General features: G+C 40.1%; 8 protein-coding genes and 1 tRNA gene. 4 read left to right on the top strand and 5 right to left on the bottom strand.

The window, feature by feature from the left end:
- The first annotated feature begins 127 nt into the window (after positions 1-127).
- Together ACFE90_RS33515 and ACFE90_RS33510 are read left to right on the top strand one after the other, a co-directional pair.
- Positions 128-1,006, top strand: a complete 879-nt coding sequence (locus ACFE90_RS33515) for an FHA domain-containing protein (RefSeq protein WP_375506613.1) — start codon at positions 128-130, stop codon at positions 1,004-1,006.
- A 277-nt stretch (positions 1,007-1,283) separates the two neighbouring features.
- Positions 1,284-2,027: a M50 family metallopeptidase gene (locus tag ACFE90_RS33510; RefSeq protein ID WP_375506612.1), complete on the top strand. Its 744-nt coding sequence runs from the start codon at positions 1,284-1,286 to the stop codon at positions 2,025-2,027.
- 5 nt (positions 2,028-2,032) lie between these two features.
- Here ACFE90_RS33510 and ACFE90_RS33505 read toward each other — a convergent pair whose 3' ends face one another.
- The 3 genes from ACFE90_RS33505 to ACFE90_RS33495 form a co-directional block, all read right to left on the bottom strand.
- On the bottom strand, positions 2,033-2,245 hold the full coding sequence (locus ACFE90_RS33505; RefSeq protein ID WP_375506611.1) for a hypothetical protein: 213 nt from the start codon (positions 2,243-2,245) through the stop codon (positions 2,033-2,035).
- 34 nt (positions 2,246-2,279) lie between these two features.
- The gene (locus tag ACFE90_RS33500; RefSeq protein WP_375506610.1) at positions 2,280-3,284 is read right to left on the bottom strand and encodes a 2-hydroxyacid dehydrogenase; all 1,005 of its coding nucleotides are present in this window, start codon (positions 3,282-3,284) and stop codon (positions 2,280-2,282) included.
- 124 nt (positions 3,285-3,408) lie between these two features.
- Entirely contained in the window at positions 3,409-4,431 is a 1,023-nt protein-coding gene (locus tag ACFE90_RS33495) for a serine hydrolase (protein WP_375506609.1), read from the bottom strand.
- A gap of 684 nt (positions 4,432-5,115) precedes the next feature.
- On the opposite strand from ACFE90_RS33495, the gene ACFE90_RS33490 reads away from it, so the two are divergent.
- Positions 5,116-5,200, top strand: a tRNA-Ser gene (locus ACFE90_RS33490).
- Between the two features lie 813 nt (positions 5,201-6,013).
- Here ACFE90_RS33490 and ACFE90_RS33485 read toward each other — a convergent pair.
- Positions 6,014-6,199, bottom strand: coding sequence for a hypothetical protein (locus ACFE90_RS33485; protein WP_375506608.1), 186 nt, complete (start codon positions 6,197-6,199; stop codon positions 6,014-6,016).
- A 164-nt stretch (positions 6,200-6,363) separates the two neighbouring features.
- Here ACFE90_RS33485 and ACFE90_RS33480 point away from each other — a divergent pair, with 164 nt between their 5' ends.
- A complete protein-coding gene (locus ACFE90_RS33480; RefSeq protein WP_375506607.1) occupies positions 6,364-7,677 on the top strand; it encodes a CapA family protein in 1,314 nt (437 codons plus the stop codon).
- Positions 7,678-7,849: 172 nt separating this feature from the next.
- Here ACFE90_RS33480 and ACFE90_RS33475 read toward each other — a convergent pair.
- A partial coding sequence (locus ACFE90_RS33475) for a hypothetical protein (protein ID WP_375506606.1) occupies positions 7,850-8,050 on the bottom strand: 201 nt, incomplete at its 5' end.

The raw sequence follows: 8,050 nt of genomic DNA, 5'->3' as shown, positions 1-8,050 counted from the left end.
GCTCCCTTTCCCCGTATCCAATTAATGGTTCCATCAGCAGTAATTGCTAGAATCTAAAGCTAGGGCCGCCCTCTGCTTGCCAGTCCTACCTATATTTATGATGATCTTGAACAAAGGCTAAATATCGATGATCGTCTGCCCTAATTGCAATCATCCCAACCCTGATGGCGCTGTCCAGTGTGAAGCTTGCTATACACCGTTACCTGCGACTACTAACTGTCCCAGTTGTGGGGCAACTGTGCAGGCAGATGCTGCATTCTGCGGTCAGTGTGGCTATAACCTTCACTCCGCAGGAGTTCCACACGTTCATAATTCGGCAGTTGTAACAGTTACTCCCGATGTTCCTGTGGAAGTACCGCCGTTAGTTCCACCCGATCCCCTATTAGAACTTTTACAACCAGATGCTTTGGGAATAGGTGGTTCTACTAACTCCCATCCCCCCGTCTCATCTTTACCAGCAACGGAGGTGGCAGCTCCCCCAGTCGCTCCGCCAGAGATACCTGTGGCAAAAAGCAGCCCTCCAGAAGCAGCGCCAACGATCGCAGCTCAACCGGTAGTCTCTGGACAAAGTATTCCTACTCCACCACCGTTAGAACCAGCGCCAGCCCTTGAAGCCGAAGTACAGGAGCCAGCCGCACCAGCACCAACTGCAACTGTTGCCAGAACACAATTGCAGCAGGTTACAGCGCGGTTAATCCACGTTCAAAGCGATCGCTTAATTGAATTACCGCAAAATCTCTCTGTGATTCATATCGGCAAGCCCAATGACCGGATTCCCCCAGATATAGATGTTTCAGGATTTTCCAATTCAGAAATTGTCTCGCGGATTCATGCAGATATTCGCGTTGAGGGAGATGCTCATTATATAGAGGATGTAGGAAGTTCCAATGGCACTTACATTAATAATTTGCCACTTTTACCAGGAAATCGTCATCGCTTGCGACCAGGCGATCGCATCAGCTTGGGAAAAGGAGACTTAATGACATTCCTTTTTCAACTTGCTTAACTGATTCTCTATCAATTGTGACATCAGTCTAGGCATTTTCTGGCTATCCTCCGGCATTCCTTTGGAGGAGAAACAAATGAACCGCATCAAACAAGCGACGGATAACTATGTTGTTCTTGATAGCCCCATAGCCGTCGCTTTGATGTGCGAATTGTTGCATTGATCAGCAACTCCATTACCTTAATAATTACACTAGGATGGATGAAAATACACTACCAATTTTAGATTTTGGATTGAAGGGAAAATCTAAAATCTAAAATCCAAAATTGAATGACCTATGAAAGAACCAAGCAAAAATTTTGACCCCTTGCTTACCAGAGAAGCCCCGCCAGTTGTTGAACGCATGGGGCTAACCTGGCTAATTGCAGCAGCGATCGCAACTGCTTTACTATGGCAAGTACCAGGAGGGGATTATATCTTATACCCATTTACGATCCTGGCAACTTGGTTTCATGAAATGGGTCACGGCTTAATGGCACTCCTATTAGGGGGACAGTTTCAAAAATTACAGATTTTTAGCAATGGTTCCGGTGTCGCAACCTATGGCATCCAGTCGGCATTGGGGCCAATTGGCCCGGCAATTGTCGCAGCCGCAGGCCCAATGGGGCCGCCTCTTGGCGGTGCAGGTTTGATTCTAGCTTCCCGCAGTTTTAGATCAGCAACCCTCTGTTTAAAAATATTAGGAAGTTTTTTGCTATTTTCCACATTAATTTGGGTACGTTCCTGGTTTGGATTGGTGGCAATTCCCTTGCTGGGTTTCATAATCTTGGGTATCGCCCTGAGAGCCCCTCGCTGGGCACAGGGGTTTGCGATTCAATTTCTGGGTGTACAAGCTTGTGTGAGTACTTACCATCAACTTGATTATTTATTTAGTAGTTCTGCTGGCCCCCTTGAACTTTCTGATACAGCGCAAATGCAGCGATATTTGCTTTTACCTTACTGGTTTTGGGGCGGGTTAATGGCGATCGCATCTCTAGTGATTTTAGTCCAAAGTCTCCGCGTTGCTTATCGTTCGGAGTAAAAGTTCTAATGGGCTGCTGCATTAGTTGCCTTAACTTTTTTGCAGAATAACAGAGCCAGCCCAGTGAGCAAGAGTGCAAAGCCAATCACGTAGAAGCAATCGTTGTATGCCATGATGTAAGCTTCACGTCGCACAATATTAGCGATTTGCTCAACTGCCTGATTATATATAACTTTTGTAGGGTGGGCATCCTGCCCGCCCAGTATATGCAATTTCAAGTTGAACAGCTGATTAGCGATCGCCAACTATTACCTAAGCTGACACTTGAGCGCGAATTTCATTTGGACAAGAACGACCCTGTTCAACATCAGCAATATTAGCAAAAGTTGTTTCTGCAATATTGTGGAGAGCTTCTGCTGTAAAAAAGGCTTGATGTCCTGTAATGAGTACATTGGGGAACGTCGTCAGACGCTGGAAAATATCATCTTGAATAATTGCACCAGATAAATCCTCAAAGAACAATTCCGATTCTTGTTCGTAGACATCTACACCTAGATAGCCAATCTTGCCAGACTTCAATCCCTCAATCACTGCTTGGGTATCAATCAGCGCTCCTCGGCTAGTATTAATTAGCATCACGCCTGCCTTAATCTGTTCTATAGCCTCAGCGTTAATCAAGTGATGCGTTTCGGTAGTCAGGGGGCAATGTAGGGAGATAATATCCGAGTTAGCAAATAGCTCAGGTAGCTCTACATACTTTCCACCTAGCGCCTCCAATTCGGGATTGCGATAAACGTCATAGGCGAGTATGTGACAGCCAAACCCCTTCATAATCTTTCCTAAAATCAGACCGATTTTGCCGGTGCCGACAATCCCCACTGTGCGCTCATGCAAATTAAATCCCAACAGTCCATCTAGAGAAAAATTGCCTTCTCGGACACGGTTATAAGCTCGATGAATTTTCCGATTCAAGCTTAAAATCAATCCCACAGCATGTTCTGCTACCCCATAGGGTGAATAGGCGGGAACGCGCACAACGGTAATTCCTAATTCTGCTGCGGCTTGTAAGTCTACATTGTTAAACCCTGCACAGCGCAGCACAACCAGCCGAGTTCCCCGTGAAGCGAGAAGTTCTAAAGTTGGCGCGTCAACCTGGTCATGCACAAATACGCAAACCGCCGGAAATCCGGCGGCGAGGATAGCTGTATCCCGATTTAAACGAGGTTCAAAAAAGACTAATTCGTGTTGGGTAAGAGAATTTGCAGTTGATAAAAACTTCCGATCGTAGACTTTTGTACTGAAGACTGCTACTTTCATGCAAAACCTCAAGCTGTATGCTGCACAATATTCGACTACATAATACCTTGGCAGTTAGAGAAGCAATGTCTACAATGGGCTATTCGGCATCACAGCTTTGAATAAAAAAGAATTCAGAATTGCTTCAAGGTAGATGACTGACTTTTGGCTGCTCGAAGTAGCCATACATCACCCGAGAAACTTGACGAATAAAATCCCTAGCTCTAATGTCATTATTCGGTCTACGCACAAAAATTCCTGCTAAATAACGCTTACCTGATGGCGTTTCAATAATACCCGCATCGCCTAATACAAACCGCAGAGTACCTGTTTTATGAGCAATATTTGCACCATAACCTAAGCCAGATGGAAGCAAACTTTTATTGTGACAACGAATCATAATACCTAAAACTTGGGATTGACCTGTATCAGAAATCAACTGATTATTTGTAACCAAAGCTGACAGTCGTACCAAGTCTTTTGCACTAGTTTTATTAGTTCCTTTAAAGTCTCCTAACATATTGTGAATCACAGTACTTTGCAATCCCCAACGGCGAAACTTTTGATTTAGTTTAGCTGCACCGCCTAAACGGTCGATAATCATATTTGTAGCAGTGTTATCGCTAATAGTCATCATCTTAGTTGCAGTTTGCAAGAGACTAAGCTTAGTTCCTACTCGTTGATACTGCATATCTCCAGAACCGCCAGTGACATGCTTCCGTCGCATCACCAAAGTTTCGCCTAGTTTGATTCTCCCTGCATCTACTTCCTGAAATAAGGCAATCAAAATCGGATACTTAATTGTGCTAGCAGCAGAAAAAGCTTTATCACCATTAACACTAAAATAATCCCCTGTTTGTAAATCCATAAAAAAGATTCCGGGAGTAAGGAATCTATAGCGAGCCATTAATGCTTTAATAGGAGTTTTTAGTTCTGATATCTCGCGTCCTAGAGGAACTATACCAGTAAATTTAGAAGTATTTATTGGGTTGACAGGATCGGTTAAAGGAACCGGAGGAATAAATTTAAGTTTTGGTAGTTGTAAATTAGATTGATTCGCACTCCAGTGATTTATGTTGCCAACCTGATTAGTATTGGGATTTGCTTTTACTGGGGACGATAGTAAAAGAATACTTGTAAGACTCAGTAAGAGCGAACGTATTTTCATGCAGTGCTGTGAGGATCGTGTTGGATTTATTTACAGAGATTTTCCGAAGAAGTTAATCAAATCCGGATTGATTGACATATTAATCACTAAAATCTCCCATGTCAAGAGATATTAATAAGACATTTTATGTAATATTGTAAATAAGAATTTTAATAAAAAAGTACAAGGTAGAATGTAGAAAATATGCTTATATTACATCGAATAATTATGTAATTATATAAATACTAAGAAATTATAATTGCGGCTTTAATTTTGCTAGCAATGATTTATACATAACAATCTGGATAAAAAAAGCACCCGCAGTGGAACCAATTAAAAAGTGGAAACTGAAGAATACAAAACGCCTAATAGTCATTGGCTATTGAGGATTTTCTAACTGTTCTAAAATTTCTACAGAAGACTTACCTGCATCAGGTTGGGTGTTTGTTTCAAGGGCCATCTTGGTTAACCTGATGAATAGATAATAGTAAATCGCCAAACAGATAGGACATATCTGGATGTCATTGACTCGCTGGATAATTGGAGCAACCACGATGGAGGGAAATATTTTGGGCTTGGGCGTTGGCGTTCCCGAAGCATTCCGTTACGTAGATAAAGCGATAATGTTATAGTAGTATAGGGAATATGGTAAAATTTCCCTTACTTCACGGCATTTGAATACTCAAATGTGTGAATGATATAGCTGGAGAGGTGTCCGAGCGGTTCATGGTGACGCACTCGAAATGCGTTTTGGGGAAACCCAACGGGGGTTCGAATCCCCCCCTCTCCGTTTTTCCTTATTCTGTAAGCATTTCAATTGTTTAAGCTTTAAGCTATCTGGTTTAATTGGTTTAATTGGTTTAAGTTATATAACTAAATTTGGGTCATAAGTATAGTTGATTGTTAGTTATCATTACCTATGCCTTCACTTATTCTTATGTTGTCTAAAGTTATTCAATAAGTGTTGAATAACTTTAGACAACAACTACAGAACACATAAAAAAAGGGGGTTATTATTCCCCCGCTTTAACGCTTCACAAATTTTAAAGGCTAGTTATTATATCATTCCCAATAGGTCTATCACTTCACTTAAATGATTTTTAGCCTTGTACAGGTTGATTAAATCTTACTGGTATCTATTGGGTACAGACACCCTTTTACCTTCAATAGAAGTACAATCTTATGCTTATGCTCCCTTAGTCTTTTGCCAATCTCCTAACGCAGCAATTACAAGGCTCGCTGCTGGATGGTTAAGGAATTGCTCATTGGTACTAATTTAAGTTTGTGTTGAAGTCTATTTTGATTCTTTAAATGTAAAAATATATCCAATAAAAACTCTGAAAAAAACAAAGTTAATCTTACTATGGTACTAACAATATTTATATTGAATGTACTATGAATTAATGCCAGCAGCAATAATATACAAAAAGATAAAAATGCTATAAATAATAATGAATATTTTGATTTTCTCGTCAAAAGAATTATGTAACGAGTTATAGCTAGTTTATTACTATACATTTTGTTTACTAGCATTTATACTTGAAACGTAGTATTATTGTATTACAACGATATACGTAACTAAAATCACTATTCGTGTGTGATTTTAATCAACATAACTACTTGATATTCGTGCTAGTAAGTCATCTTCTAGCCCAAGTATTTGCTGTATCTGCTGATAATTATCAGCTTCCATGATTCTTCTGTGAGTCGTATATTTTAAAATTTTTCTATTCTCCTCAGTATCGTGAAAGTTACCTTCTAAAAAGCTGATTCCAAAAGAACTGGACAAACAGATGTTGTTTGCCTTGATAGCTGGCAGGTATAATTATTTGCAAGTGAAACGAGATTATATTTCTATATTTACTTAGTAAAATATTTTCCAGCTACATTAAAATATACACTTACGACACAGATTTTTGGGATACACTAATGCCATTGTGTGAGGAGTGAACGATGGCAAATCGCAGCATGAGGAAAGTGTCCTCATTTATTTTTATCAGTGTCTGTTTATATCTAGGTATTAGTATAGGAGTCGTTATCCGGCTTGGGCAATCACAGCGATTAAATGCTGCTACTACACCTACTGAATCTGTATCATTACCATTAGCTATCCCTGTTACGCCATCAACAACAGAAGGACAAACCTTTCAAAAGACTATTACTATCAAAGCTGTTGGAGATATTATTCCCGGCACTAATTTCCCTAACTATAGATTACCTCGGTTTCGAGATCAATTATTACCAAAATCAGTGAGAACTCACTTGCAAGGATCTGATATCTTGTTTGGTAACTTTGAAAGTAGCTTAACTAATTATCCCTACACTGCCAAAGATATTAGTCGAGGACAAGTCTTTGCGTTTCGCTCCCCACCTGGATATGCTCAACTATTTGCTGAGGCTGGTTTTAATGTGTTTAATATGGCGAATAACCATGCAATGGATTTCGGTTCGGTAGGGTTCAAAGATACAAAGAAAAATCTTGAGGCTGTGGGCATTGCAACATTAGGTCATAAAAATCAAATTCTTTATCTGGAAGCTAACAATATCCCTGTGGCAATGATCGGGTTTTCTCCTTATGAAATGTATAATTCCATCCATAATTTAGGAGCAGCCCAAGCACTTGTAGCCAAAGCGAGAAATAAGGCCAACATTGTAATAGTATCGATGCACGCTGGAGCCGAAGGAACGGGGGCACTATATGTTAAGAATCAGACAGAGTTTTTTTATGGAGAAAATCGAGGTAATTCGATCAAGTTTGCTCGAAACATGATTGATGCAGGAGCAGATTTAGTATTAGGACATGGGCCTCATGTTCCGAGAGCAATGGAAATTTATAAGGGAAAAATCATCGTCTATTCTTTAGGTAACTTTCTGGGATATCGAACTTTATCTACAAATGCCCAGACAGGTGATTCTATGATTTTAGAAGTTAAACTTAACTCGGCGGGAAATTTGGTATCAAGTAAAATTATCCCCGTGCGGATGAATGGGCAGGGAATCCCCCAAATTGATCGGTATTTTCGGACTGTGAAACTTATGCGTTCTTTGAATAATCAAGCTTTTCCCAAAAATCCGGTGAAGATTAATAAAAAGGGGGAGGTTGTTGTACATAAAAGTAAATCTGACAATTCAGTTAATGTGGAAAAGTCCACTAAAAACTTAACCTCTTCCCTACCTTTAAGGGCAAAAATTCAAAGTATCTATCCTCAAAGGAGAGATTTAGAGAGAGGTTTTTCAAATAATGGGAAAAGTCAAAAGAGTAAATAAGGAATTTAGCTAAAGATAAAATAACATGCAAAAAGATGTTTTTGTATTAGCAAGAAGCGTTCAATTTAGATTGCGAATTTTGGATTTTAGATTGAATAAAAAATTTAAAATTGACTAATTATTGTCATCTTGTAGCTTTTCCTGAGATTTCTGATCATTCTGGGGTTGAGTATCAGTCGGTGAATTTTGCTTGTCCAGTGTCGGTACTACTACAGCAGAAGGATCTGACTGTTTGGATTCTGACTGTTTGGATTCTGTTGGTGGCGCTGTTGGTATAACAACAGGATTTGACGGAATTATCGGTTGAGGAGAAGGAGAATGGGAGCAACGCGATTTGGTGAGGTAGGATCAAAAACCAGCGATCGCTAACAAC

Origin of the sequence: uncultured Nostoc sp. (assembly GCF_964245445.1) — a bacterium.
GTDB lineage: Bacteria > Cyanobacteriota > Cyanobacteriia > Cyanobacteriales > Nostocaceae > Nostoc.
This window is presented reverse-complemented; position numbering and strand designations above follow the sequence as displayed.